Annotated in this window: 30 protein-coding genes; 22 read left to right on the top strand and 8 right to left on the bottom strand. The window is 70.9% G+C overall.

Translation table 11 applies throughout. The annotated features are described in order from the left end of the window. Nucleotides 1-21: 21 nt before the first annotated feature. Entirely contained in the window at nucleotides 22-1,743 is a 1,722-nt protein-coding gene (locus DEJ46_RS13925) for a chitinase (protein ID WP_190622627.1), read from the bottom strand. Nucleotides 1,744-2,130: 387 nt separating this feature from the next. Between DEJ46_RS13925 and DEJ46_RS13920 the strand changes: the two genes are divergently transcribed. The 8 genes from DEJ46_RS13920 (at nucleotide 2,131) to DEJ46_RS13885 (ending at nucleotide 9,287) form a co-directional block, all read left to right on the top strand. Next, the gene (locus DEJ46_RS13920; RefSeq protein ID WP_223834616.1) at nucleotides 2,131-3,222 is read left to right on the top strand and encodes a hypothetical protein; all 1,092 of its coding nucleotides are present in this window, start codon (nucleotides 2,131-2,133) and stop codon (nucleotides 3,220-3,222) included. Between the two features lie 97 nt (nucleotides 3,223-3,319). After that, nucleotides 3,320-4,027, top strand: a complete 708-nt coding sequence (cpaB, locus tag DEJ46_RS13915) for a Flp pilus assembly protein CpaB (protein ID WP_150266523.1) — start codon at nucleotides 3,320-3,322, stop codon at nucleotides 4,025-4,027. 7 nt (nucleotides 4,028-4,034) lie between these two features. Continuing rightward, entirely contained in the window at nucleotides 4,035-5,294 is a 1,260-nt protein-coding gene (locus tag DEJ46_RS13910; protein ID WP_150266521.1) for a CpaE family protein, read from the top strand. A 3-nt stretch (nucleotides 5,295-5,297) separates the two neighbouring features. Beyond that, nucleotides 5,298-5,675 carry a TadE/TadG family type IV pilus assembly protein gene (locus DEJ46_RS13905; protein WP_150266519.1) on the top strand — a complete coding sequence of 126 codons (378 nt, stop codon included), beginning with the start codon at nucleotides 5,298-5,300 and terminating at the stop codon, nucleotides 5,673-5,675. Continuing rightward, the gene (locus DEJ46_RS13900) at nucleotides 5,672-6,067 is read left to right on the top strand and encodes a TadE/TadG family type IV pilus assembly protein (RefSeq protein WP_150266517.1); all 396 of its coding nucleotides are present in this window, start codon (nucleotides 5,672-5,674) and stop codon (nucleotides 6,065-6,067) included. Before DEJ46_RS13905 ends, DEJ46_RS13900 begins: the two co-directional genes overlap by 4 nt. A gap of 19 nt (nucleotides 6,068-6,086) precedes the next feature. Then, the gene (locus DEJ46_RS13895; protein ID WP_150266516.1) at nucleotides 6,087-7,430 is read left to right on the top strand and encodes a CpaF family protein; all 1,344 of its coding nucleotides are present in this window, start codon (nucleotides 6,087-6,089) and stop codon (nucleotides 7,428-7,430) included. 10 nt (nucleotides 7,431-7,440) lie between these two features. Then, nucleotides 7,441-8,385 carry a type II secretion system F family protein gene (locus DEJ46_RS13890; protein ID WP_150266514.1) on the top strand — a complete coding sequence of 315 codons (945 nt, stop codon included), beginning with the start codon at nucleotides 7,441-7,443 and terminating at the stop codon, nucleotides 8,383-8,385. Nucleotides 8,386-8,399: 14 nt separating this feature from the next. Beyond that, a complete protein-coding gene (locus DEJ46_RS13885; protein WP_150266512.1) occupies nucleotides 8,400-9,287 on the top strand; it encodes a DUF5936 domain-containing protein in 888 nt (295 codons plus the stop codon). Here DEJ46_RS13885 and DEJ46_RS13880 read toward each other — a convergent pair. Then, a complete protein-coding gene (locus DEJ46_RS13880) occupies nucleotides 9,274-9,486 on the bottom strand; it encodes a hypothetical protein (RefSeq protein ID WP_223834615.1) in 213 nt (70 codons plus the stop codon). The two genes, DEJ46_RS13885 and DEJ46_RS13880, sit on opposite strands and share 14 nt — an antisense overlap. Then, entirely contained in the window at nucleotides 9,486-9,818 is a 333-nt protein-coding gene (locus DEJ46_RS13875) for a hypothetical protein (RefSeq protein WP_150266510.1), read from the bottom strand. Before DEJ46_RS13875 ends, DEJ46_RS13880 begins: the two co-directional genes overlap by 1 nt. Nucleotides 9,819-9,978: 160 nt before the next feature. Between DEJ46_RS13875 and DEJ46_RS13870 the strand changes: the two genes are divergently transcribed. From DEJ46_RS13870 to DEJ46_RS13850, 6 genes are all read left to right on the top strand, one after another. Continuing rightward, nucleotides 9,979-10,236 (top strand): GntR family transcriptional regulator, encoded by a 258-nt coding sequence (locus tag DEJ46_RS13870; RefSeq protein WP_150266508.1) that lies wholly within the window; start codon nucleotides 9,979-9,981, stop codon nucleotides 10,234-10,236. Nucleotides 10,237-10,340: 104 nt separating this feature from the next. Beyond that, nucleotides 10,341-10,490 carry a hypothetical protein gene (locus DEJ46_RS39120; protein ID WP_190622625.1) on the top strand — a complete coding sequence of 50 codons (150 nt, stop codon included), beginning with the start codon at nucleotides 10,341-10,343 and terminating at the stop codon, nucleotides 10,488-10,490. Nucleotides 10,491-10,565: 75 nt separating this feature from the next. Beyond that, nucleotides 10,566-10,772: a Flp family type IVb pilin gene (locus DEJ46_RS13865; RefSeq protein WP_150266506.1), complete on the top strand. Its 207-nt coding sequence runs from the start codon at nucleotides 10,566-10,568 to the stop codon at nucleotides 10,770-10,772. A 17-nt stretch (nucleotides 10,773-10,789) separates the two neighbouring features. Further along, complete coding sequence (locus DEJ46_RS13860) at nucleotides 10,790-11,398, top strand: pilus assembly protein TadG-related protein (protein ID WP_150266505.1); 609 nt, start codon at nucleotides 10,790-10,792, stop codon at nucleotides 11,396-11,398. Between the two features lie 31 nt (nucleotides 11,399-11,429). Next, entirely contained in the window at nucleotides 11,430-12,005 is a 576-nt protein-coding gene (locus DEJ46_RS13855; protein WP_150266503.1) for a hypothetical protein, read from the top strand. 9 nt (nucleotides 12,006-12,014) lie between these two features. After that, nucleotides 12,015-12,629, top strand: coding sequence for an OmpA family protein (locus tag DEJ46_RS13850; RefSeq protein WP_150266501.1), 615 nt, complete (start codon nucleotides 12,015-12,017; stop codon nucleotides 12,627-12,629). A 37-nt stretch (nucleotides 12,630-12,666) separates the two neighbouring features. Here DEJ46_RS13850 and DEJ46_RS13845 read toward each other — a convergent pair whose 3' ends face one another. Then, nucleotides 12,667-13,557, bottom strand: coding sequence for a hypothetical protein (locus DEJ46_RS13845; protein ID WP_223834614.1), 891 nt, complete (start codon nucleotides 13,555-13,557; stop codon nucleotides 12,667-12,669). A gap of 164 nt (nucleotides 13,558-13,721) precedes the next feature. On the opposite strand from DEJ46_RS13845, the gene DEJ46_RS13840 reads away from it, so the two are divergent. Beyond that, nucleotides 13,722-14,087: a hypothetical protein gene (locus tag DEJ46_RS13840; protein WP_150266500.1), complete on the top strand. Its 366-nt coding sequence runs from the start codon at nucleotides 13,722-13,724 to the stop codon at nucleotides 14,085-14,087. A 43-nt stretch (nucleotides 14,088-14,130) separates the two neighbouring features. Further along, nucleotides 14,131-15,270 (top strand): mannosyltransferase family protein, encoded by a 1,140-nt coding sequence (locus tag DEJ46_RS13835; RefSeq protein ID WP_150266498.1) that lies wholly within the window; start codon nucleotides 14,131-14,133, stop codon nucleotides 15,268-15,270. Here DEJ46_RS13835 and DEJ46_RS13830 read toward each other — a convergent pair. Next, nucleotides 15,242-15,616 carry a DUF192 domain-containing protein gene (locus tag DEJ46_RS13830; protein WP_150266496.1) on the bottom strand — a complete coding sequence of 125 codons (375 nt, stop codon included), beginning with the start codon at nucleotides 15,614-15,616 and terminating at the stop codon, nucleotides 15,242-15,244. The two genes, DEJ46_RS13835 and DEJ46_RS13830, sit on opposite strands and share 29 nt — an antisense overlap. Nucleotides 15,617-15,657: 41 nt before the next feature. Here DEJ46_RS13830 and DEJ46_RS13825 point away from each other — a divergent pair, with 41 nt between their 5' ends. Then, nucleotides 15,658-16,398, top strand: coding sequence for a prepilin peptidase (locus DEJ46_RS13825; RefSeq protein WP_150266494.1), 741 nt, complete (start codon nucleotides 15,658-15,660; stop codon nucleotides 16,396-16,398). 267 nt (nucleotides 16,399-16,665) lie between these two features. Here DEJ46_RS13825 and mgrA read toward each other — a convergent pair whose 3' ends face one another. Then, on the bottom strand, nucleotides 16,666-17,703 hold the full coding sequence (gene mgrA / locus DEJ46_RS13820; RefSeq protein WP_150266492.1) for an L-glyceraldehyde 3-phosphate reductase: 1,038 nt from the start codon (nucleotides 17,701-17,703) through the stop codon (nucleotides 16,666-16,668). A gap of 128 nt (nucleotides 17,704-17,831) precedes the next feature. Here mgrA and DEJ46_RS13815 point away from each other — a divergent pair, with 128 nt between their 5' ends. From DEJ46_RS13815 to DEJ46_RS13795, 5 genes are all read left to right on the top strand, one after another. After that, nucleotides 17,832-18,593 carry an isoprenyl transferase gene (locus tag DEJ46_RS13815; protein WP_150266490.1) on the top strand — a complete coding sequence of 254 codons (762 nt, stop codon included), beginning with the start codon at nucleotides 17,832-17,834 and terminating at the stop codon, nucleotides 18,591-18,593. Nucleotides 18,594-18,877: 284 nt separating this feature from the next. After that, nucleotides 18,878-20,203, top strand: a complete 1,326-nt coding sequence (locus DEJ46_RS13810) for a PhoH family protein (protein WP_150266488.1) — start codon at nucleotides 18,878-18,880, stop codon at nucleotides 20,201-20,203. 379 nt (nucleotides 20,204-20,582) lie between these two features. Continuing rightward, nucleotides 20,583-21,305 carry a transglycosylase SLT domain-containing protein gene (locus DEJ46_RS13805; protein WP_150266487.1) on the top strand — a complete coding sequence of 241 codons (723 nt, stop codon included), beginning with the start codon at nucleotides 20,583-20,585 and terminating at the stop codon, nucleotides 21,303-21,305. Between the two features lie 94 nt (nucleotides 21,306-21,399). Then, entirely contained in the window at nucleotides 21,400-22,857 is a 1,458-nt protein-coding gene (locus DEJ46_RS13800) for an AI-2E family transporter (RefSeq protein ID WP_150266485.1), read from the top strand. After that, entirely contained in the window at nucleotides 22,854-23,603 is a 750-nt protein-coding gene (locus DEJ46_RS13795; RefSeq protein ID WP_150266483.1) for a hypothetical protein, read from the top strand. Before DEJ46_RS13800 ends, DEJ46_RS13795 begins: the two co-directional genes overlap by 4 nt. 83 nt (nucleotides 23,604-23,686) lie before the next feature. Here DEJ46_RS13795 and DEJ46_RS13790 read toward each other — a convergent pair whose 3' ends face one another. Both DEJ46_RS13790 and DEJ46_RS13785 read right to left on the bottom strand, forming a co-directional pair. Beyond that, entirely contained in the window at nucleotides 23,687-24,220 is a 534-nt protein-coding gene (locus tag DEJ46_RS13790; protein WP_150266481.1) for an alkyl hydroperoxide reductase, read from the bottom strand. Nucleotides 24,221-24,226: 6 nt separating this feature from the next. Further along, complete coding sequence (locus DEJ46_RS13785; RefSeq protein WP_024758658.1) at nucleotides 24,227-24,781, bottom strand: peroxiredoxin; 555 nt, start codon at nucleotides 24,779-24,781, stop codon at nucleotides 24,227-24,229. Nucleotides 24,782-24,910: the final 129 nt, after the last annotated feature.

Here is a 24,910-nt window from a genome sequence, read left to right as displayed (position 1 = left end):
GCGCTGTCGATCCGACTGCCGTTACGGCAGGTTGTGCACGTGCGGGCCCACCGCGTTCGACCAGGCGTTGCCGGCCGTCGCGTCCCAGTTGGTCGACCAGGTCATCGCGCCGCGCAGCGTCGGCCAGGCCTGGGCCGGCTTGTAGTTGCCGCAGCCGGTGAGCTTGGTCAGGCAGTCGAGCGCGTTCTTCACGATCTGCGGGTCGACGTAGCCGCTGCCCGCGCCCCGCGTGGAGGCGGGGACGCCCAGGCCGACCTGGGACGGGGCGAGGCCACCCTGGATCTGGATGCAGGCGAGCGCGGTGAGGAAGTCCACCGAGCCCTGGCTGTAGACCTTGCCGTCGCAGCCGAGCATCGAACCGCTGTTGTAGTACTGCATGTTGACGACCGTGAGGATGTCCTTCACGGCGAGCGCCGTCTTGAAGTACTCGGTGCCGGTGTTCTGCATGTCGATGGTCTGCGGGGCCATCGTCAGGACCATGCTGGAGCCCGCCTTCGCGGAGAGCTGGCGCAGCGCCTTGGTCAGGTAGGTGGAGTTGATGCCGTGCTCGAGGTCGATGTCGACGCCGTTGAAGCCGTACTCCTGCATCAGGGCGTAGGCGCTGTTCGCGAAGGCGGTGGCGGAGGCGTCGCTGTTGATCGTGACGTTCCCCTTCTCGCCGCCGACCGAGATGATGACGGACTTGCCGGCCGCCTTCTTGGCCGCGATGTCGGCCTTGAAGTCGGCGGTGGAGGCGTAGCCGACGGCCGGGTCGAGGTTGAAGACGATCTGGCCGGGCGTGGCGGTCGAGTCCGCGAAGGAGACGGCGATGATGTCGTACTGCGACTGCACGTCCCGCAGCTTCTGGACGGCCGCGCCGTTGTTGAAGTTCTGCCAGTAGCCGGTCAGCGCGTGCTTGGGCACGGCCGGGCCGGGGCCCGGATCGGTGACCTTGGCGGTCCGCGCGGACACGGCGGACGACTTCGCCGACTCGCCCGCGGAGTTCGTCGCGGCGACCTGGAACTGGTAGGCGGTGTCGGCGGTGAGACCGGAGACGGTCGTCGACGTGCCCGTGACCACCTGGGGGTTGGTGCCGTCGCGGTACACCTTGTAGCCGGTGGCGCCGGAGACGGCGGTCCAGCTCAGGTCGACGGAGGAGGAGGTGACGGCGCCCGCGGCGAGGCCGGCCGGGGTGGCCGGGACGACCGGGTCGGGGTCCTGACCGCCGCCCCCGTCGGGGCCGAAGACGGAGACGTCGTCGACGGAGTACGGGGTGGTGCCGTACCAGCCGTGGGTGTAGACCTCGACGGAGGTGGTGCTCGCGCCGGTGGTGAAGCTGGTGGTGAGCTGCTTCCAGACGGCGCTGTCGGGCGTCCAGGTGGAGACGCTGCCCGAGCCGGTCCCGGTGCCGCTCGCGCCGAGGTAGGCGTAGCCGCCCTGGACCCAGGCGCTCAGCGTGTACGTGGAGTTGGGCTTGACGGTCACGGTCTGCACGCACTTGGCGTTGTCGAGACCGGCCGGGGTGGCCCGCAGGGCGCCGGCCCCGGTGCGTACGGGCGAGGAGACGGCGGCGCCGCTCCCGGCCGAACAGGACCAGTTGGCGAGGCCGTTCTCGAATCCGGCGTTCTTGGCGACGTTCACGTCGGCCGCCTGGGCGGTGCCGGCTCCGCCGACGAGGACGAGCCCGGATCCGACGGCGATCGCGAGGGCTCCGCCGAGCCATCGACGTCCGTGAGGGCGGGTGGTGGTGCGGTCCACGTGCATCCTCCGGTGGGGGAGTTGGGGAGGTGGAGGTGCCGTACGTCGTCGTACGGAGGGGCTCGTACGGGGGTACGAGTCTGGTGCGGGGGTGCGGACGGTGGCCACCGTTGTCGGAACAAGCTGGTCCAGACCAATCGCGTTGTCAAGACCTCTGGCAACAAGGGGAGGTCGAAGGGGGTGAAGCCGGCGCACCGGCGGGGGAGCGAAGGCTCTCCGGCCCCCGTCGCCGGGCCCGAAGAAAGTGAGAGGAGCTTGGCGGATTGTGTGTTCACCACCCCGGGTGACGTGGATAAAGTGCAGAGGCGGCGGCGCCCTTCGGTGACGCCCCGAACGCGGTAGGTGATCTGCGGCCCCCGGGACCCCGGAGGCCGGAGGGGACGGGGGTCTGACGTGCCGACAGCGATCGCGGTCACCAGCACCGACCTGGTGCTGCCGCCGACCGACCCCCAGACGCCGAACGCCGCCGTGCTCCCGGCCCCCGGGACCCGGCCCCTCGACGCCTCCGTCGCCGACATGCAGCAACTCCTCGCGCGGTACGGCAGCGTGGTCGTCGTCTGCCCCACCTCCGCCCCCGCCGCGGTCGAGCGGCGCCTGCACGCCGTCCGCGCCCTCCTCGAGAGCGACCGGATCGCGCTGGTCAGAACCGACCTGCCGCCGCTCGGAGCGGCCGTGCTCGTCCGGCAGTTGAGGCAACTCGCGGCCTGCGACTTCAGCCCCGGCGTGCTCGCCTCCGCAGCCCGGCTGCTCGCCCACTACATCTACGCCGGGGCCGTACTGGGCTCGGTGTCCCGCCTCGACCGCGTACCCGTCAGCCTCTCCTCCCACCTCAAGAGCTGGCTGCCCGGGGCCCACTTCGCGGTCCTCGCCGGACCCACACCGCAGATCGTCCGGCTCGGCGGAGCGGGCGACCAGCGCCTCGCGGGGCCGGAGTTCGGCACCCAGCTCCTCGTCGCCCGCGGTCAGCTCCAGACCGACTGGCCCGCCACCGCCCTCGTGCCGGCCTGGCAGATCCAGGGACCCGTCCAGGAGACGGCGCTGCCCGAGGCCTCGCCCGGCTGGTGGGGCACGGGCAAGGTCGTGGAGTTCGCCGCGTACCTGCCCGACCTGCCCGTCCTCTACCAGCTCGTCTCCTCCGTACGGCGCGAGTCCTGCCACTGGTGCGGCATGGAGCTCATCGGCGACCGCTGCGGCTTCTGCGCGGCCCCGCTGACGGCGGTGACGGCACTCCCGGGCCCGGCGCACGGGGCCGGGGGAGCGACCCAGGCGCTCGGCGCGGCCCGAGGCCCGGCACCGGCGCTCGACGCGGCTCCGGTACGTGGTGAGGGCCCGGTGCAGGGTGCGGGACCGGTGCGTGGTGCGGGACCCGCCCTCGACGCCGTTCCGGCTCGTGGCGTCACACGGGCCCTCGGCGCGGTACCGGCCCACGCGGCCCGCCCCCTCCCCGCACCCGGCTCCGCGATCGACCCGCGCACCGTCCCGTGAGCGCCGCCGTGTGCCCCGGTCCCGCGCACCGGCTCCGCCCCGCGCACTGCCACCCCCGTCCGCCCAGACCCACGGATCCGATCGAGGAAGTACGGCCATGAACTCCCGCCAGCGCCGCGGCGTGATCCTCCTGCTGCTCTCCGTCCTGTGCGCCCTCGGCGCCTTCGCGGGCGTCCTCACGGTCATCAGCGACGTGAACGCGAAGGTCGGCCCGGAGGTCACCGCGTACCGGCTCAAGAGGAACGTGGCCCCCTACAAACCCCTGAGCGCGGACCTGTTCGAGCAGATCTCCATGCCCAAGCGCTGGCTGTCCGCCACGGCCGTCACCGATCTCCGCCAGATCGAGGGCAGGATCGCCGTCACCGAGCTCAAGGAGGGATCCCTCCTTCAGACCGACATGATCGTCGAGCAGCCCGAACTCCAGCCGGGCCAGCAGGAGATCGCGATCATGATCGACGCGGCGACAGGCGTCGCCGGCAAGATCACCCCCGGGGCCACCGTCAACATCTACGCCACCTTCGAGGGCGAGAAGAAGGACGACCCCTCCCAGTCGCGGATGATCGTCGCCAACGCCCGTGTCCTCTCCGTCGGCAAGCTCACCCCGATCTCCGAGAACAACGACCGCTCGGGCCGCGCCGCCAACGCCGTCCCGATCAGCTTCGCGCTCTCCACCCTCGACACCCAGCGCGTCGCGTACGCCGAGTCCTTCGCCGAGCACGTACGCCTCGCCCTCGTCGCCCCCTCCACCGGCGGGGCCCCGGCCGACCAGCGCGACCGCACCTACACGCTCGACAAGGACAAGTGAGGCCGGAATGACCACCAGGATCCTGCCGGCCGTCGGCGACCCCGACGCGGCCCGGTCCGTCGTCACCCTGCTCAGCCAGCTCCCCGACGCCGAACCCGCCGCGCCCGTCACCGACTCCACCCAGCTCGTCGACACCCTCGCCCGGCTCGCCGCCGAGTCCCTCGACGAACTCCCCGAGGTCGTCCTCGTCCACGAGCGGATCGGACCCGTCCCCGCGCTCGACGTCGTCCGCGAGGTCGCCCTCCGCTTCCCGGCCGTCGGCGTCGTCCTCATCACCGCCGACGCCAGCCCCGTCCTCTTCTCCGCCGCCATGGACTCCGGCGCGCGCGGCCTCGTCACCCTCCCCCTCGGGTACGAGGAGCTCGCCAGCCGCGTCCAGGCCGCCGCCCAGTGGTCCGCCGGCGTCCGCCGCCACCTCGGCGCCGGGGCCGAGATCGCCACCGGACCCGGCGGCACCGTCGTCACCGTCAGCGGCGCCAAGGGCGGCGTCGGCACCACCGTCACCGCCGTCCACCTCGCCCTCGCCGCCCGCGCCTCCGGACGGACCGTCGCCCTCCTCGACCTCGACCTCCAGGGCGGCGACATCGCCTCCTACCTCGACGTCCAGTTCCGGCGGTCGGCCGCCGACCTCGCGGCCATCGCAGACATCTCGCCCCGCGTCCTCCAGGACGCCGTCTTCGTCCACGAGACCGGCCTCGCACTGCTCCTCGCCCCGGCGGAGGGCGAACGCGGCGAGGAGGTCACCGACCGGGCCGCCCGCCAGATCGTCAGCGCGCTGCGCGCGCGGCACGAGGTCGTCGTGGTCGACTGCGGCTCGCAGCTCACCGGCGCCAACGCCGCCGCCATCGAGATGTCCGACACCGCGCTCCTCGTCACCACGCCGGACGTGGTCGCGGTGCGGGCCGCCAAGCGGACCGTACGGATGTGGGAACGCCTCCAGGTACGCAAGGCCGAGGAGACGATCACCCTCGTCAACCGCCACCACCGGTCCACGGAGATCCAGCCGCCGCTCGTCCAGAAGATCACCGGCACGCGGACGGCGGGCGTCTCCGTCCCCGCCAACTTCAAGGAGCTCCAGGCCGTCGTCGACGCGGGCCGGCTCCACGACCTGGACGCCAAGTCGACGGTCATGCAGGCGCTGTGGTCCCTCGCGGGGGAGCTGGGCCTGGTCCAGGCGACCCCCGCGCCCGGCAGGCCCGGCAAGGAACTCGCCCGGGCGGGCGACCGGGGCTCGCTGGGGCTGCGCCGCCGCACCGGAGGCCGCTGAGCGATGCGGCCGACGATCCGGGACGACGACGACAGAGGACAGGTGGCGATCGAGTTCCTCGGCATGGTGCCGCTGATCCTGCTGACGCTCGCGCTGCTGTGGCAGGTCGTCCTGGTGGGGTACACGTACACGCTGGCGGCCAATGCGGCGGACGAGGGGGCGCGGGCGGAGTCTGTGGACGGCGACTGCGAGGGCGCTGCCCTGCGGCACCTGGACGGGGCGTGGAGGGGCGGCGCCGATGAACCGTCCTGCTCGACGAGCGGCGGCATGTCGACGGCGGTGGTGACGATCCGGGTCCCTGTCCTCTTCCCGGGCGTGGGCGGGCTCTTCGACGTGTCGGCCACAGCGGGCGCGATCTCGGAGGAGGGCCTGAGGCGATGAGGGAACACCTCCGGACGAGGGCTCGTGACCGGGGCCAGGCCGCCATCGAATACCTCGGCTTCCTCCCCCTCCTGCTCGTCGTCGGGCTCGCGGGCCTTCAGCTCGGCATCGTCGCGTACGCCGCCCAGCAGGCGGGCACGGCAGCCCGCGCCGCCGCGCGGGCGGCGACCACCGACGAAGAGGACGCGCCGGACTGCGAGACGGCGGGGCGCGCGGCCGTCAGCGGCTGGGTCGACCCCGAGATCGGGGGATGCGGGGGCGGGACGGGAGACGAGGCGGTCGTGATCACCGTCCGCGTCGAGATCCCCCGTGTCATCCCCTTCTGGGACTTCGAGCCCGTCGTCAAGACCGCCACCATGCCCCGCACCCCGCCCACCGAGGACGACGAATGAGAAGGAGGGACGACACGTCATGAGTCTGCGTGCCCGGATCAACGCCCCCGAGGACAAGGGCGCCGGGGCCGGCCGGGAGGACGGGCATCTCGTCGCCGCCTTCCGCGCCAAGCTCCTGGAGGAGATCGACCTCACCGAGATGTCCGCGCTCGCGGCCGCCGAGCGGCGTGCCCGCCTGGAGCGCGTCCTCGGCCACATCATCAGCCGCGAGGGCCCGGTCCTCTCCACCGCCGAGCGCGGCCAGCTGATCCGCCGCGTCGTCGACGAGGCCCTCGGGCTCGGCGTCCTCGAACCCCTCCTCGAAGACGCCTCGATCACCGAGATCATGGTCAACGGCCCCGACCAGATCTTCATCGAGCGCGCCGGCCGCGTCGAGCTGCTGCCGCTCCGCTTCGCCTCCCACGACCAGCTGATGCAGACCATCGAGCGGATCGTCTCGACCGTCAACCGCCGCGTCGACGAGTCGAACCCGATGGTCGACGCCCGTCTCCCCTCCGGCGAGCGCGTCAACGTCATCATCCCGCCGCTCTCGCTCACCGGGGCGACGCTCACCATCCGCCGCTTCCCCCGCGCGTACACGCTCCACGAGATGATCGGCCTCGGCTCGCTCGACGAGCAGATGCTGCTCCTGCTGTCCGGACTGGTTCAGGCCAAGTTCAACGTGATCGTCTCCGGCGCCACCGGCACGGGGAAGACGACCCTCCTCAACGCCCTCTCCGGTCTCGTCCCGGAGGGCGAGCGGATCATCACCATCGAGGACTCGGCGGAGCTCCAGCTCCAGCAGGCTCACGTCATCCGCCTCGAAGCCCGACCGCCGAACATCGAGGGCCGGGGCGCCATCTCCATCCGCGATCTCGTACGCAACTCCCTGCGCATGCGCCCCGACCGCATCATCGTGGGTGAGGTCCGCGGCGGAGAGACGCTCGACATGCTCCAGGCGATGTCCACCGGCCACGACGGCTCTCTCGCCACCGTCCACGCCAACTCCGCCGAGGACGCACTGATGAGGCTCCAGACGCTCGCCTCTATGTCCGAGGTGAAGGTGCCCTTCGAGGCGCTCCGCGACCAGATCAACAGCGCGATCGACGTCCTCGTCCAGCTGACCCGCCACCCGGACGGCACCCGCCGGATCACCGAGATAGCCGTCCTCGCCTCCCACGGGCGCGAGCGCTTCCTGCTCGCCACGATCTGCCGCTTCCAGGCGCAGCCGGTCGCCGCCGACGGCCGGGTCTACGGACAGTTCACGTACCACCCGCTGCCCCGGCGGGTCGCCGAGCGGCTGTACATGGCCGGCCAGCCGATCCCGCAGGCCTTCGGGGTGGCCGCGACCGACGCGGGGCTCGCCACCCGCGAAGCGAACTAGGAGCGAGGGCATGCTGACCGACCCCTTCTGGCTGACGATCGGCGTGGCGCTGCTCTGCTGCGTCCTCGCCGTCACGGGCGTCCAGGTGTACGCGAGCGGGGCCCGGCGGCACGCGGCGCTCGTCGCCCGACTCGACGAGACGGCCGATCCCGAGACGACCGGCCGCCGCAGGCGCTACTTCCGGGGGATCGACCGGCGCGTACGCCGGACGGCGCTCGGCCGGAAGCTGGAGCTGCGCATCGCGGCGACGGGCCTGGACGTCACGCCGGGCGAGTTCACGGTGGCGCTGACGGCGACCGTGGCGGTCCTGTGGGTGGTGGGCCAGTCGGCACTCTCCCCCTTCTTCGGCCCGATCTGCGGCCTGCTCGGCATCTGGGTGGCCCTCGGATACCTCAACTGGCAGCGGCAGAAGCGCATCGAGAAGTTCATCAACCAGCTCCCGGAGCTCTCCCGCATCCTGGCCAACGCCACCCAGGCCGGACTGGCCCTGCGCATGGCGCTCAGCCTCGCCGCCGACGAGATGGAGTCCCCGGCCGGAGACGAGCTGGAGAAGGTGGCCCAGCAGCTGGCCGTCGGCACCTCCCTCGACGACGCCCTCGGCGAACTCGCCGAGCGCCTCCCCTCCCGCGAGCTCGTCGTCCTCGTCACCACCCTCGTCCTCGCCAACCGGGCGGGCGGCACCGTCGTCTCCTCCCTCCGGAACCTCACCGAGACCCTGGAGGAGCGCAAGGAGACCCGGCGCGAGGTCCGCACCCAGCTCTCCCAGGTGAGCATGACCGCGTACTCGGTCCCCGTCATCGGCGTCGGCTCGCTCCTCCTCATCGACAACATGCAGCCCGGAGCCCTCGACCGGATGACCGGCTCGACCGTCGGACAGTTTGCGGTGGTCGCCGCCTTCGCGCTGTACGTGGTCGGCTTCGCCGCCATCCGCCGCTTCTCGAAGATCGACGTATAGGACGGGCGCGCGCCATGGACCTCCTTCTCGCCCTCCTCGCCGGCCTCGCCGTCGCCGGCATCGCCTACGGCCTGCGCCTCTACCGCGCCGACGCCCGCCTCCCCGACGACCTCAAGCTCGCCCTGGAGGTCGGCGCGACCCGTACCGGCGCGGTCGACTCGGCCGTCGACCGGCTCGGCATGCGCTGGTCGCCGGCGGTCCTGCGGCTCATGGGCCCCAAGCGGGTCAATGCCGTGCGTCGCCGTATCGACCTCGCGGGCAACCCCGGCGGACTGACCATCGACCGGTACGGGGCGAGGCGGGCCGTGTACGGCTTCCTGGGCGTCCTCGGCGGCCTGCTGATGCTGAGCAAGGGCTCGGTCCTCGTCGCGCTGCTCCTCTTCGCCTTCGGCGCGTTCTGGACGGAGGTCGGCATCTGGTCGGCCGTCCGGATCCGCAAGGACCAGATCGAGCGCACCCTGCCGGACTTCCTGGACGTCCTCGCCGTCGTCGTCTCGGCCGGCCTCGGCTTCCGGCAGGCCCTGGAGCGGGTCGCGGAGCAGTACGCGGGCCCCTGGTCCGACGAACTCCGCATCACGCTGCGCCAGATGGACATGGGTGTCAGCCGCCGCCAGGCCTTCGACGAACTGCGCCGCCGCAACGACTCGGAGCAGGTGGCGCAGTTCGTCACGGCGCTCCAGCAGGGCGAGGAGCTGGGCGCCCCGATCGTCGACACCCTGATCCAGATCGCCAACGACATGCGCCGCACGGACGCCCAGAACGCCCGCCGCAAGGCGGCCAAGGCCGTCCCGAAGGCCACGATGGTCATCACGACCCTGATGGTCCCGGCGACGATGATCCTCCTCGGAGCGGGCCTCTTCCTGGGCACGGGAACGGACTTCGGCTCGGTCACGGGCGAGTGAACCGCCGACGGTCCTGGTCGTCGAACAGGTCGAGAACGTCCGGCACGGGCGGGAAGTGCGGGGCGCACTCCGGGCAGGCGTAGACGTTGAATCCGGGCCCGGAGCCTTGGTGCACCTCGGAGACGACGACGGGCGCGGCGGTGATCGCGGAGCAGCGCACGCACATCCGTACCGGCTGCCGGTGCTCGTTCGAGGTCATCAGGCCACCTCCAGCCCGTGCAGGTCCCGGGTGTCCAGATCGAACCCGAAGTCCGCAGCGAGGACGAGCGCGAGCCGCCGCTGCCGCTGTCGTGCCCGCTCCTGCCGCTGGTCGTAGGCGACGAGGTAGGGCCGGACGAGGGCGGACTCGTGGCCGTCGATCGGTACGTCGAGCCCGTAGGGGGAGCGGGGGGAGGGCGGTTGCAGGGGAGTGGGGGCGGGGGCTGGGTCAGGGCGGAACGCCGGTGCGGTATGGCCCCGATGCCGGCCGCTGTTGCGAGCCCCGAACACCAGCCTCGCCCACAGAGTGAGGGCGCGGATAAGGTCTGCCATGTCGACCTGCTTTCGTCAGGTGGACCACGCCCCGGGAGTGTTAGCGCACTCGCCGGGGTCCTTGCGTTGTGAACGCTAGACCTCACTTGTATAGCTTGTCTACCTCGTCTAGGACGTTGCCCATATGTTAGGCGTAGAGGACGTAGCTAACGTCCGACACATGGATATAGACCGCTTCGACCCGACGCCCATCTACAAGCAGGTCGCCCGAGTCATCCGTGGACGCATCGAGTCCGGCGAACTCCGGCCGAGGGACCCGATCCCGTCCGAGTCGAAGCTGGTGGCGGAGTACGGCGTCGCGAGGGACACGGCACGACAGGCCGTCGCCCTCCTGCGCTCGGAGGGCTGGGTGATCACCCTTCCGCAGCGGGGCAGTTTCGTCGCGGAGCAGCCGCCCACGGGAGGGGTCGACGCCTGACGGCGGCGGCAACTGTCTCAATCTCATCGAAGGTTGACGATCCCGCTTCGCGCACACAACCGCATGTGACAGAGTGCGGACAGGGTGTGAGAGGGGTGGGTGTGATGAACCTGAACAACCGGCAGACCGCCGCGACTTGTTTCATCACCGACAAGACGGTCGAGAACCGCGTCGACCGCGTCTTCGCCGAACTCCACACCGCCACGCGCGCCGGGGCCATAGCCTCCTGGCTGGGCACCAGGCCCACGCGATGACCGGGGCCCACAGATGGGCCCACGGGCCCTGTGAGCCGACACGACCGCCGGCGAACCGACGCGGAGGGGACCACGATGAACGACGCGATGCTGAGGGCCGTGACGAAGGCCAAGGTGCGACTGACGAGCCGACTGCTGTCCGGGGACCGGGGGCAGACGGCGGTGGAGTACCTGGGGATCATTGTGGTGGTGGTGGCGATCGTTGTGGCGATCACCGGCACAGACATCGGTACGACGATCATGAATGCGATCAGGACGAAGATCTCCGAGCTGACCGGCTAGTTGCTCTCGGCGGCCGAGTGGGGGATTCGGGACAGGCGTTTCCTGTCTACATCGCCGTTGTGGCAGGTCTCTTGTTCCTGGCGTTCGCCTACTTCGCGGTGGGGCAGGCGGCGTTTACCCGGAACGGCGCGCAGACAGCGGCCGACGCGGCGGCCCTCGCTGCTGCACAGGATGCACGGGAGCAGCTACGGGAGGGCTGGATCGAGGTGATCCTCGACCCTGGACAGTGGGGCAGCTTCCTCAACGGACTGGAATACGACCGCGATGCCGCGTGTGACCAGGCGGCGGAGTTCGCGGCCCGGAACGGCGCCGCATTCTCGGGAGACCGCTGCGTGCCCCTCGAATCAGAGGGATTCCGCGTGACAGTGCGTACGAACGGCTCAGAGTCGAATCCGGCAACGGCGTCTGCTTCAGCAGTGATCGAGCCGCTCTGCGAGTTCGAGAAGCCGGAGCCGCCCTCGGAGCCGCCCCCGTCCACGCCGACGCCACCCGGCGAGGGCGAAGAGGAGGAAGAGGGTCCGATCTTGGGGCTCACGTGCGGTGGGGTCGCCTGGGAGATCGATCCGGAGAATCCGGCGACCCTGCCAGGAGCCGTCGATCTCTTCACGGTCCGACTGTCCGAATGACCTGCGACGACGAGTAAAGGAAGCGCGCTTCATGAACGTTCGGTACGCACGCAGGGGATTGGCTTCCCTCACGGTTGCGTCGGTGGCTCTCCTCGTAGCAGGCTGCGGGGCTGAGGAGAAGCCGAAGGCGGACAAACCGAAGGCTGCGACGTCTGCTGCTGTTCAGCAAGAGTCGCCCTCCCAGAGCTCCCCGACGGCCGTGGATCCTGTGGAGACACTCGCGGTGCTCAAGGGAAGGCAGGGCGTGGAGCTTTCGATCAGCTCTGCGGAGCGCGATGCGGGTGGTTTCCTCACGCTCAAAGGGCAGTTGACGAATCCCTCGGGTTCTTCAGTCCTTCTTCCCGTAGAGATGAGAGGGAATGAGACGGAGGTCATCAAGCACGGCCTGACGCTGGGTGGGGCCACGCTCATCGACGCCGTAGGGAAGAAGCGCTACTACGTCCTGAGGGACACGGACGGTCGGCCACTCACCACCTCAGCGCTCGACAGCATCGGGCCCGGCAAGTCGATCCCCGTCTTCATGCAATTCCCCGCACCCCCCGCCTCCACCACCGAAGTCTCCTTCCAGCTCCCCACCTTCGAACCCGCCACCCTCAAACTCTCCTGAGGCGACGCCATGACGACGACGAACCGCCGCTTGGCCGCCCTGGCCCTCGTCTCCGTGGCCATCTGGCCGCTGGCCGTGCCCACCGCGCACGCCGACGATCCGCCCGGCTCCGCCGGCATTGCCGCGCCGCCGCCCGCCATCAACGCGAACGCGCCCGGGCTCATGCTTCCCGACGGGGCCACCCTCGCGCCCGCCAAGGTGCTCGACATCAAGCAGATCGTCGAGGAGGAGGGCGGAGCGGAGAGGCGCCAGGACACCAACGTGGACGTGACCTTCGCGCTTCAGGCCGAGGTGCTGTTCCCGAAGAACAGCGCCAAGCTGAGCCCCGACGCCACCGCCCGTATCGCCGCCATCGCCGCCGAGGTCGACAAGCTCGGCTCCGGTCGTGTCCGGGTCTTCGGGTTCACCGACAACCTCGGGACGTACGAGCACGGGCTCAAGCTCTCGAAGGAGCGCGCCGTCGCCGTGCAGCAGGTGCTCGCCCGGAATCTCGACCCCGGTACGACCTTCGACATCCGGGGCTACAGCGAGGACTACCCGATCGCGGACAACGCCACCGAGGAGGGCCGGAAGAAGAACCGGCGTGTCGAGGTGTCCTTCCCCCGGACGACCGTCGCCCCTTAGGGCGACAGGGAGCCAAGGGCCGTCCGGATCGTTCGTGTCATGCGGTCAGGGGCCGTGAAGACCTCCCTCGCCGTGAAGCGCAGCACCCGTCGGATCTCCGGGCAGGACGGAGCGCGTTGAAGCGGGCGACGTCCCGTTCGTGGGCCCGGCGCGTGCCGTGGAAGGCGTAGCCCTCCACCTCCACCGCCAGGCCCGCCTCGCGGAAGAGGAAGTCCGGGCACAGCACTCGCCCCTCCGGCGCCCGCAGCGCCGGCTGCGACTCCGGGTGCAGGTCCGCGTCCCGCATCCGGAGCCGGGCCACCGTCTCCGCCGGGGAGCCCGAGGCCGCCTCGGTCAGCGGCAGCCAGGCGCGGGCGCGCGGCCCGCCCGTGCGGGGCGCGGCGAGTTCGGCGGCCAGGTCCTCGTACCGGACGAGCGCCTCGCGCCGTACGCCTCCGACCACCCGCCGCCCCAGCGCCGAGTCCGCCGCGACGACCGCCTCCTCGCGGCTGCCGCAGCTCCGTATGAGGTCACCGACCGTTCGCGCCGGGGTCGTCACCCGCAGCCCTCGCCGAACGGCGCAGTCCCCGTCCGTGAGGGAGGTCGTGGCGTGGATCCGTATCAGGGAGTCCCGGGTCGACCGGGAGGCGGCCGGTGCCGTGAAGTCGAGCGGCGGGCTCGCGTCGACAGGGGCGCCCAGCAGCTCGATGCGGTGCAGCCGCGCCGCCGTCCCATGGCTGCACACCAGCTCCGGGCGGAGGAACTGGAGCGCCGTCGCCCGCACCCGCCAGTCCACCTCCTTGCCCGGCGCCGCCCACGCTCCCCGGCAGATCCCCTGCCATCCGTCCCGGCGCAGACGCCCCGCCAGCCGGCCCCTGGACCAGCCCGCCGCGAGCGCCCAGACCGTGAGGAGTACCCCGCCCCTCGCGAGGATCGCCAACTCGTACATACGCCCAACGATCCACGGAAGAGGGATACTTCGCACCCCCTGTGGAAAACCCGGAGAAACTCGTCGTCAGGAAAGCGCAAAAGTGACGGGACGTCCCCCTCGCCGAGGAGCATCCTGGAGCGGAGTACCCGACACCACAGGGTCCGTTCCGAAGTGGGCTGCCGATGACGTCGACGACGCCGAGTGTCCAGCTGGTCAGTGATCTCGTCACCCGGATTCCCGAGTTCCGGGGCGCGTACGAGACCCATGTCTTCACCCAGGGCGATGTCCTGCCGCATGTCTTCTTCTGGGACGTCGTCCAGGGCACCGTCCGCTCCTTCCTCGGGGAGGACCCGACCGCCGCCGACTGGCGCCGGACGCTCGACTTCCTGGAGGAGCAGTGCTGCCGGGGCGTTCTCGGCATCGACGAGGTCATCGTCACCTCGTTCCTCGGTGACCTGCCCTCCCCGCAGGAGCCCGGTCACGCCATCGTCCATCAGCTCGGCCCCGCCCTGTCCGCGAAGTTCGTCCGTATAAGGCCCCTCGGGTGAGGGCGGCGGAGGCTCCGTAGGGACTATCGGGATAATCGGCGGCATGTCCGCGCCCGCCCGTCCCAGCAGCCTCCGCCGTCCCAGCAGCCTCCGCAGTCCCCTCAGCCCCACCCTCGCCGCCGTCGGGGGGTACGTCGCCACCCGTCTCATCGGTCTCGTCGTCCTCGCCATCGCCGCTTCCGCGACCGGCAAGGACGGCCTGCACCGGCTCAAGGGCCGCTGGGACTCCGTCTGGTACGTCCGGATCGCCGAGAACGGTTACGGGTACGAGGTCACCCTGCCGAACGGCGACCTCCACTCCGACCTGGCCTTCTTCCCTCTCCTCCCCGCCCTTGAGCGGGGACTGTCCGCCGTCCTCCCCGTGGACGCCGCGACCGCCGGGCTGATCGTGTCCTGGACGGCAGGCCTCGCCGCCGCCGTCGGCATCTACAAGTGCGGCGCCCACTTCGCGGGGGAGCGCGCCGGCGTGCTGCTCGCCGTCCTCTGGGGCGTGTACCCGACCGCGTTCGTCCAGTCGATGGCGTACACCGAGACGCTGTTCACGGCCTTCGCCGCCTGGTCGCTGTACGCCGTCCTGCGCGGGCGGTGGATCCTGGCCGGCGTCCTGTGCACCGCCGCGGGGCTCACCCGGCCGACCGCCGTCGCGCTGATCGCCGCCCTCGGGATCACGGCCCTCGTCACCCTCGTACAGGAGCGGAGACTGCCCCTCCGGACGGTCGCCGGGGTGCTGATCGCGCCGCTGGGCTGGTTCGCGTACGTCGCCTACGTCGGGATCCGTCAGGGCAGCCCCACCGCCTACTTCGACGTCCAGGCCGCCTGGGGCAACTCCATCGACTTCGGCGTCGCCCTCGCCCGCTTCATCTTCGGTCTGCCCTGGCCCGCCGCCCTCGGGCTCTGCGCCGCGCTCGCGCTGCTCGGCTGGCTCGTCGCCCTCTGCGTGCGGCAGAAGCAGCCGCTCCCGCTGCTCGTCTACACGATCGGCGTCGTCTTCGTCTCCCTCGTCGGCGCCGCGTACTTCGGGTCCCGGCCGCGCCTGATGATGCCCGCCTTCGGGCTGCTGCTCCCGCCGGCCGTGGCCCTCGCGCGCCTGCGCACGCGTGCCGCCCTGCCCGTCCTCGCCGGACTCGCGCTCGCCTCCGCCGCCTACGGAGCCTTCACCCTGCTCGGTTCGGGCCCGCCGTAAGGCTCACGACGACGCCCGGGCGCAGCCCCCACCCCGCCATCGCGCCCGCCTCCGCCTCCAGGACGTGCCGGCCGCTTGGTCTGATCATGCCGAGGCGCCCCGGCCGCATCGTCACCACCGACAGCACCCGGAGCGAGCGGTCCAGGTAGGCCACGTCGATCGGGAACCGCATGCCGAAGGTGTGCACGCTGTTCGTCGGCGTGATCAACAGCGCTCCCGCGATGCCGTCCCGGCCGAGCAGCCCCCGCCGCCGCGCCCGGTACGAGGCAGCCACCTCCAAGGGGACCTCGACGGAGGCCACCGTCAGCGTCCCCGGACCGTCCGCCCACTTCCCCGTTTTCCCCATGCGCCAGACCGTAGCCGCACCATCGCCCTAGGGTCGGCTCCGTGTACGTCGTCACGCTGATCGTCACCGCCGCCCTGTGGGGGGCCGCCGTCGGGCTGCTCGTCCCGCGCGCCGCGTACCGGCTGGCCGTCCCCGCCGAGGAGCCGTGGCGGGACCGGTGTCCCGCCGGGCACCCGCTCGCCGGTCCCGCACGCGGCTGGCTCGGCGGGCCCGGGCGGCAGGACTGCGCGACCACCCCCACCCCACTCGCCGCACCGCTCCTCACCGCCCTCGCCTGCGCCGCGCTCGCCGCCGCCACCGGCGGGCCCCGGCCCGAGCTGGCGGTCTGGCTGCTCGGCGCGCCCTTCGCCGTCCTCCTCGCCTGCGTCGACGCCCGCGTCCACCGGCTCCCCGACGGGCTCACCCTGCCGCTCGCCGCCGCCGTCCCCCTGCTCCTCGGCGCCGCCGAACTCCTGCCGTACGACGCGGGCTCCTGGCTCCACGCACTCCTCGGCGCGCTCGCGCTCGGCGGGTCCTATCTGGTGCTGTACGTGATCAACCCGGCCGGACTCGGCTTCGGCGACGTCAAGCTGGCGCTCCCGCTGGGCGCCGCGCTCGGCTGGTACGGCTGGGGCGTCCTCTTCGCCGGGGCCTTCGCGGGCTTCCTCCTCGGCGCCGTGTACGGCCTCGGGCTCGTCCTGCTGCGCCGCGCGGACCGCTCGGCCGCGATTCCCTTCGGTCCGTTCATGCTGGTCGGCGCCCTGCTCGGGCTGCTCCTCGGGGCGTTCAGCGCGCTCCCGTGACGGGCCGTCCCGTCAACGCCGCGCCTCTGCCGGCCGGTCCCTCTTCGGAGGGACGGAACCCCGCCGCCACGCCGGGGCGCAAACCCGCCACACGGCCCCACAGCCCTTGTGCGGACTGGGATCCACCGCATCCCGTGCGATGAGTTCTGTGCACGTGGCGCGCAGCAGGACTATCGAAGGGTTATGGTGGAAACCCCCCCTCGGGCCGGTCCGTATCCCCCCCACGGACCGGCCCGTTTTTCTTTTCCGGGGTTTCCGGGAGAGGCGTCAGCCCCGGCCGGCCCAGATGTTCGTGCCGGCGGTGTCGACCGCGAACGAGTCGATCTCCTTCAGCTCCTCGGCCGTCAGCGGCGCACCCGCGAGCGCGGCCACGTTCTCCTCCAGCTGGGCGACGCTGGACGCGCCGATCAGCGCCGAGGTCATCCGCTCGTCGCGCAGCACCCACGCCAGCGCGAGCTGCGCCAGCGACTGGCCGCGCCGCTCCGCGATGCCCGCGAGGCCGCGCAGGCGCCGCAGCACCTCGTCGGAGAGCAGGTTCGGGTCGAGGGACTTGCCCTGGGTGGCGCGCGAGCCCTCCGGGATGCCCTTCAGGTACTTGTTGGTGAGCAGCCCCTGCGCCAGCGGCACGAAGGAGATGCAGCCCATGCCGGCGTCCTCCAGCGTGTCGAGGAGGCCGTCCTCCTCGGTCCAGCGGTTGATCATGGAGTACGAGGGCTGGTGGATGAGCGGCCGGACACCCATCTCCTGGAGGATCCGGGCGGCCTCGGCGGTCTGCTCGCTGTTGTACGAGGAGACGCCGACGTACAGCGCCTTGCCCTGCTGGACGGCGGAGGCCAGGGCCCCCATCGTCTCCTCCAGCGGGGTGTGCGGGTCGAAGCGGTGCGAGTAGAAGATGTCGACGTAGTCGAGGCCCATCCGCTTCAGCGAGGCGTCGAGCGAGGACATCAGGTACTTGCGGGAGCCCCACTCGCCGTACGGGCCGGGGTGCATCTCGTAGCCGGCCTTGGTCGAGACGATCAGCTCGTCCCGGTAGGGCGCGAAGTCCTGGGCGAAGAGCTTGCCGAAGTTCAGCTCGGCGGAGCCGGGCGGCGGCCCGTAGTTGTTCGCCAGGTCGAAGTGGGTCACGCCGAGGTCGAAGGCGCGGCGCAGGATCGCACGCTGCGTGCCGAGCGCCTTGTCGTCGCCGAAGTTGTGCCAGAGGCCGAGGGAGACCGCCGGGAGCTTCAGGCCGCTGCGGCCCGTGCGGCGGTACTCCATGGTGTCGTAGCGGTCCGCGGAGGCGCGGTACAGGGGGGAATCAGTCACGTATCTCTGCTTATCACGGACTTGTGACAGTCCCGGGCTGGGAGCCTGTCGCCCGTCCGCAGTAGTGTGGCGGCTTGCGGACCGCCGCTCCCGGGCGGGCCCGCCGCTGCATGGAGAGGTAAAGAACAGTGAACCTGCGCGACCTGGTGTACGGGCTCTACGCACGCCGGGTGGAAGGCCGCCTCGACCATGCCCAGGTGCCCAAGCACATCGGGGTCATCCTCGACGGGAACCGGCGCTGGGCCAAGGCGTCCGGCGGGACCCCCGAGCAGGGGCACAAGGCGGGCGCGGACAAGATCCAGGAGCTGCTCGGCTGGTGCGCCGAGACGGACGTCGAGGTCGTCACGCTCTGGATGCTGTCCACGGACAACCTGAACCGGCCGGAGGAGCAGCTGATCCCGCTGCTCGGCATCATCGAGAACGCCGTGCGCGCGCTCGCCGCCGACGGCCGCTGGCGGGTCAACCACGTCGGCACGATGGACCTGCTGCCCGCCCGTACCCAGTCCGTGCTGAAGGAGGCCGAGCAGGCCACCCGCACCAACACCGGGATACTGGTGAACGTGGCGGTGGGCTACGGCGGCCGGCAGGAGATCGCGGACGCGGTCCGCTCGCTGCTCCTGGAGCACGCGGAGCGGGGGACGAGCTTCGAGGAGCTCGCCGAGATCGTCGACGTCGAGCACATCTCGGAGCACCTGTACACGCGCGGTCAGCCCGACCCCGACCTGGTGATCCGTACGAGTGGCGAGCAGCGGCTGTCCGGATTCATGCTGTGGCAGAGCGCCCATTCCGAGTACTACTTCTGTGAAGTGCACTGGCCGGCCTTCCGCAAGGTCGACTTCCTGCGGGCCCTGCGCGACTACGCGGCCCGGCACCGGCGCTACGGCACCTGACAGACCCGGTCGGAACCGATCATCTGGTGTTCACGAACACGTCGTCATATGCCATGGCATGGCAGAGCTGGTTCGAGGGCATATCCCTGGTGAAGTGAGCGGCACGGAGACCGCCACCCGGGAGGCCCCTTGCACCAGGACGACCGTGCGGGACACGTACGGAAGAAGCGGAGGGCCGTGGTTCGGCCCGCGCATCGCGGCCTGAGCCCGGTCCCATTCCGCAGCGACACCGGTTCCGTCGCGCCCCGACCTCTATGGGGTCTTCAGAGGGGGTCTGTCCTTCCGTGGTGACCAGCACGAAGCGCCGCCTTAACGACCGGCGCACCTATGTTCTCGACACCAGCGTCCTGCTGGCCGACCCCAACGCCGTGTCCCGGTTCGACGAGCACGAAGTGGTGCTCCCGATCGTCGTGGTCACCGAGTTGGAGGCCAAGCGGCACCACCCCGAGCTCGGTTACTTCGCCCGGCAGGCCCTGCGCCTGCTCGACGACTTCCGGGTCACGTACGGGCGCCTCGACGCCCCCCTCCCCATCGGGGAGCTCGGCGGCACGCTGCGTGTCGAACTCAACCATTCCGACCCCGGCGTACTGCCCGCCGGCTACAGGTTGGGGGACAACGACTCACGGATCCTCGCGGTCGCGCGCAACCTCCAGGCGGAGGGGTACGACGTCACGGTCGTCTCCAAGGACCTGCCGCTGCGCATCAAGGCCTCGTCGGTCGGTCTCCTCGCGGAGGAGTACCGCGCCGAGCTCGCCATCACGGACGCCAACGGCTGGACCGGGATGTCCGAGCTCGCGCTCTCCGGCGAGCAGGTCGACCTGCTCTACGACCAGGACGCGCTGCACGTGCCGGAGGCCGCCGAGCTGCCGGTCCACACGGGCCTGGTGCTCCAGTCCGAGCGCGGCAAGGCACTCGGCCGGGTCACCGCCGAGGGGAACGTGAAGCTGGTCCGCGGCGACCGGGAGGCCTTCGGGCTCCGCGGCCGCAGCGCCGAGCAGCGGATCGCGCTCGATCTGCTCCTCGACCCGGACGTCGGCATCATCTCGATGGGCGGCCGGGCCGGTACGGGCAAGTCCGCGCTCGCGCTCTGCGCGGGCCTGGAGGCGGTCCTGGAGCGCCGGCAGCACCAGAAGGTGATGGTCTTCCGCCCGCTGTACGCGGTCGGCGGCCAGGAGCTCGGCTACCTGCCGGGCAGCGAGGCGGAGAAGATGAGCCCCTGGGCTCAGGCGGTCTTCGACACGCTGTCCTCGGTCGCGAGCCGCGAGGTCATCGAGGAGGTGCTCGGGCGCGGGATGCTGGAGGTCCTGCCGCTCACCCACATCCGGGGCCGCTCCCTCCACGACGCCTTCGTCATCGTGGACGAGGCCCAGTCCCTGGAACGGAACGTCCTGTTGACCGTTCTGTCCAGGATCGGGGCGAATTCGCGGGTCGTCCTGACCCATGACGTCGCCCAGCGCGACAACCTCCGGGTCGGCCGGTACGACGGAGTCGTCGCCGTCGTCGAGAAACTGAAGGGGCATCCGCTCTTCGCCCACGTCACCCTCACCCGCTCCGAGCGCTCCCAGATCGCCGCGCTCGTCACCGAGATGCTGGAGGACGGTCAGATCTGACCCGTTTCGTACGCCTCTGTACGCGTACGGCAGTTGGCGCCGCCCGGCAAAGCGCAGGAGCTTAGCCGGGCGGCGCACTTCTGTCCGCTGTATCTCCGAAAACACCTGCGTCCACCGAGGTGTGAGCTTTCACACGCAACACGGAATTGCCTTGCGGTGTCGCCGTCCGGCAAAGTCTTGCTTCCGTCAGGCCCCGCATACGGCACACGTGCACCTTCACCGGTGCGCACCCCATGAACAACTCAACAGCCGTCAGCCGTATGCCGCCCACAGCACCACGGGCCCGTGTCTTCAGTGACCCAGTACGTCGGAGACCAGCGCCAGGGGCACGATTTCGCCCGCGTGGTCACCTGTGCGAGCGATGCTGGAAGGAAACCGTGTGAGCCGGATCTCGGTCCGGGGATTCGCGGTGGCTTCGGCCACTGCGGTCACCACCGTCGGCGCCGTTGTCGGCGTTGCCTCGGGCAACGCCGCGCAGGCTTCGGATGACAACTTCGAGGCCACCGCGGCCGACACGACGCTGCTGGCGGACATCCCCGCAGGTGAGCAGGCCCAGGTACAGGTCTCCTCGCTCTCGGAGCAGGCCGACGTCCAGGCCGCGGCCGCCGACGCCACCGCGCGGAAGTCCGCGGAGGAGAGCGCCCGGCTCCGCGCCGCCAAGGACGCCGAGGCCAAGAAGGAGGCCGCCGACAAGGCAGCCGCCGAGGCCAAGGCCGAGGAGGAGCGCAAGGAGCGCGAGAAGGAAGAGGCCGAGCGCGCCAGCCGTTCCGCGGTACGCGACGCCTCCAGCTTCTCCGCCCAGGGCTCCTACTCCGTCGCCGAGGTCAAGGCGATGGCCCGCCAGATGATCCCGGCCTCGCAGTTCCAGTGCTTCAGCAACATCGTGAACCACGAGTCCACCTGGAACTACCGGGCGGTCAACCCGTCTTCGGGTGCCTATGGTCTCGTGCAGGCCCTGCCGGGCAGCAAGATGTCCTCGGCCGGCGCCGACTGGCAGACCAACCCCGCCACGCAGATCAAGTGGGGCCTCAACTACATGAACGACCGCTACGGCAGCCCCTGTGGCGCCTGGTCGTTCTGGCAGGCCAACCGCTGGTACTAGTACCGGCGTGCTCAACCTCGTGGAGCCCCTCACCGTCCTACGGTGAGGGGCTCTTGCGTGTAGGTTGCGAAATCGAGCGGGGGGAGAGGAAGCGATGTCGAGACTGCCGGGATGGCTGGCGCGGCTGGGCGAGGGCCTGAGCCGCATGGGCGAACGCCTGGACGAGCGCAGGGCCGAGGCGGAACGCGAAGAGCCGCTCGGGCCGCCGTACGAGAGCGGGGCCGGGCGCGGGGAGACGACCGTCCCCGCACCTGAGCGGCCCGCCGACGCGGACACCGACCCCGACACCGCCCCGCCCGTCCCGACGGCCGCTCCGGTCCTGGGGGTCGACGACAAGGACGGAACCGGCCGCTCCGTCCCCGCGCCTCCCTCGTACGCCCCCGCCGTCGCCGCCCGCCCCGACCCCGTCGCCGCGATCCCCTGGGGCATGCGCGTGGCGGCGGAGGCGAGTTGGCGGCTCCTCGTCTTCGCGGGCACGCTCTGGGTGCTGATGAAGGTGATCAGCTCCGTCCAGCTCGTCGTCCTCGCCTTCGTCGCCGCGCTGCTCGTCACCGCCCTGCTCCAGCCCACCGTCGCCCGGCTCCGCACCATGGGCCTGCCGCGCGGACTCGCCACCGCCGTCACCGCGGTATCCGGCTTCATCGTGATGGGTCTGGTCGGCTGGTTCGTGGTCTGGCAGGTCATGGACAACGTCGACAACCTGTCCGACCAGGTCAAGGACGGCATCGAGGAGCTCAAGCTCGGGCTGCTCAACAGCCCCTTCCACGTGACCGAGCAGCAGATCAACGCGATCGCGAAGAACCTCAGCGACTCCGTCGGAACCAACGCCGAGCAGATCACGCAGGTCGGGCTCCAGGGCGTCACGGTCGTCGTCGAGACGCTCACCGGCATCCTGCTCGCCATGTTCTCGACGCTCTTCCTGCTCTACGACGGGAAGAAGGTCTGGGAGTGGACGCTCAAGCTCGTCCCCGCCCAGGCCCGGCCCGGCGTCGCAGGGGCGGGACCGCGCGCCTGGCGCACCCTCACCGCCTATGTGCGCGGCACGGTGCTCGTCGCCCTGATCGACGCGGTCTTCATCGGCCTCGGCCTCTACTTCCTCGACGTGCCGATGGCCGTGCCGCTCGCCGTCTTCATCTTCCTCTTCGCCTTCATCCCGCTCGTCGGCGCGGTGATCTCCGGAGCCCTCGCGGTCGTCGTCGCCCTCGTCACCAACGGCCTGTTCACCGCGCTCATGGTGCTCGTCGTCGTCCTCGCCGTGCAGCAGATCGAGGGCCATGTGCTCCAGCCCTTCATCCTCGGCCGCGCGGTGCGGGTCCACCCGCTGGCCGTCGTCCTCGCGGTCGCGGCCGGCGGTCTGATCGCGGGCATCGGCGGTGCCGTGGTCGCCGTCCCGCTGGTGGCCGTGTCCAACACGGTGGTCGGCTACCTGCGCGCCTACAGCACCGAACAGGCCTTGCGCAGCACACCGGAACCGCGCGGCGCGACCGCGTTCGCAGTGGCCCCGACCCCGGCCCCGGGATCGGCGGGCGACAAGGGGGAGAAGCGCACGTGATATCCGAGCCGGAACTCGACGGCGGGGACGGCTTCGTCGGCTCCGAAGTCCTCGCCGAGACCCCGCCGCCCGGCCCGCCGCGCCCGCCCCGCGCCCGCCGCCCCTGGCTGTGGGCGCTCGGCGGCGCGGTGGCGGCGTCGGCGGTGTGGGGCGGCGGGCTCTACGCGCACGAGAAGCGCCAGGACGCCGGGCCGGACATGCGCGGGTACAAGAGCGTGAAGAGCCTCTGCGCGGCCGCGGAGCTGAAGGGGCTCGTCGCGGTCCTGGGGAAGCGGTCGACCGACGACAGCGGCTGGGACGGCGGATCCACTGGCGAACCGGACGCCGGGGTGGACAGCGGAACGTCCGGCGGAGGGAACGGACCCGTGGATCCGGTTCTGGAGTTCGCGCAGTGCTCGTTGATGTTCGGGCCGCCTGAGACCGGGTACAGCGGGAGCGTCACGTACACCCGCCATCTGGTGACCGACCCCGGGCCGGAGTTCGACGCCCTGGCGAGGCGCTTCGGCGAGACGGAGCCGTACGAGGGGCTGGGGGAGCGGGCGTACCTGAGCGTCCACGAGAACATGGGGGCGGAGCTCCGGGTGCTCGACGGCCAGGTGGAGATCGCGATCAGCTTCACCGAGACGTCCAGCTGGAACGGGGACGAGGACACACCGGTCCAGGCGACCGAGCCGGTCGACCTCTCGGGGATCGAGGTCCCGCTGGCCCAGGACATGCTCGCGCTCATGGAGGCGCTCAGGAAGTGACCCGCCCGGGGACGGCCCGTGGGGTACGAGGAAGGGCCCCGGGGCTTCGTGCCCCGGGGCCCTTCTCGTGCGACGGTCACGCCCTACTCGGCGAGGACCGCTTCCGCGTCGAGGGTGACGCCGACGGCCTGGATCACCGCGGCGATCTTCACGGCCTCCTGGATCGTCTCGCGGTCGACACCGGCCTGGCGCAGGACCTGCTCGTGCGAGTCCAGGCACTGGCCGCAGCCGTTGATCGCGGAGACGGCCAGCGACCAGAGCTCGAAGTCGACCTTGTCGACGCCCGGCTTGCCGATGACGTTCATCCGCAGACCGGCGCGCATCGTCCCGTACTCGGGGTCCGACAGCAGGTGCCGGGTCCGGTAGAAGACGTTGTTCATCGCCATGATCGCGGCGGCGGACTTGGCGGCCTGGTACGCCTCGGGCTTCAGGTTGGCCTGGGCCTCGGGCTCCAGCTCCTTGAGGACGATCGGCGAGCGCGAGGCGATCGCGCAGGCGAGCACGGTGCCCCAGAGCTGCTGCTGCGGGAGCTCGCTGTTGCCGATGACCGAACCGAGGTTCAGCTTCAGGTCCTTGGCGAAGTCCGGTATGGCGGCCTTGAGTTCGTCGAGAGCCATCTCAGATCACTCGCCCGAGAGGAGGGCGGCGGCGTCGAGGGTGCCCTCGCCCTTGTTCCAGTTGCACGGGCACAGCTCGTCGGTCTGCAGGGCGTCGAGCACCCGCAGGACCTCCTTGGGGTTACGGCCGACGGAGCCGGCGGTCACCATGGTGAACTGGATCTCGTTGTTCGGGTCCACGATGAAGACGGCGCGCTGGGCGAAGCCGTCCTCGCCGCGGACGCCGCAGTCGCTCATGAGCTCGTGCTTCGAGTCGGCGAGCATCGGGAAGGGCAGGTCACGCAGGTCGGCGTGGTCCTTGCGCCAGGCGTGGTGCACGAACTCGGAGTCGCCGGAGACGCCGAGGATCTGGGCGTCGCGGTCAGCGAACTCGTCGTTCAGCTTGCCGAACGCGGCGATCTCGGTGGGGCAGACGAAGGTGAAGTCCTTCGGCCAGAAGAACACCACGCGCCACTTGCCCTCGTAGGCCTTGTGGTCGATCTGCTCGAACTCCTTGCCGCTCTCCAGCGACACGCAGGCGGTCAGGTCGTAGGTGGGGAACTTGTCACCGACAGTGAGCACGCGCTCTCCTTGCGAAACAGGAAGGATCCCTTTTGGGGTCTTCCGTGGGGGTTGGACGTGTTCACAGCATGGCACGGAGTGCATTGATCAGTGAAATAGCTAGAGTGGGTCGTGTTGATCGAAGGTGGT

Source organism: Streptomyces venezuelae (genome assembly GCF_008642375.1).
Lineage (GTDB): Bacteria > Actinomycetota > Actinomycetes > Streptomycetales > Streptomycetaceae > Streptomyces > Streptomyces venezuelae_G.
This window is presented reverse-complemented; position numbering and strand designations above follow the sequence as displayed.